Raw genomic sequence first — 322 nt, forward strand, 5'->3', positions numbered from 1 at the left:
CCGTGGTGCCTGCCTCCGAGCTGAGCGATGCGCTCAAGCAGATCCGTGAACTGCAACGGATGCTGGGCAAGAAAACGATGGAAGCAGAAATCCTCAAAGAGGCCGTGGAGATCGCCCGGTCGCGAAAATGGATTGCGCACTCACCCTTGTTGCCGGGGGACGACCAGTGAAGTTGGTCAGCGAATGTCTCGGTGTGGCGCGCTCGCAATTAACGGTTCGAATCAAGCAATCGGTATCGCCCAAAGTACGGCGAAGCAGGACTGTGGACGATGCTGCGCTGGTGGTCGAAATCCAGCAGCAGGTTAGCGAGCTGCCCAGCTAT

Annotated in this window: 1 pseudogene; it reads left to right on the forward strand. The window is 58.1% G+C overall.

From position 1 onward, the window contains the following. Positions 1 to 322 (forward strand): annotated as a pseudogene (locus AACY49_RS31440) (IS3 family transposase); the annotation flags it as partial.

This window comes from Pseudomonas sp. EL_65y_Pfl2_R96 (genome assembly GCF_963970905.1).
Taxonomy (GTDB): Bacteria; Pseudomonadota; Gammaproteobacteria; order Pseudomonadales; family Pseudomonadaceae; genus Aquipseudomonas.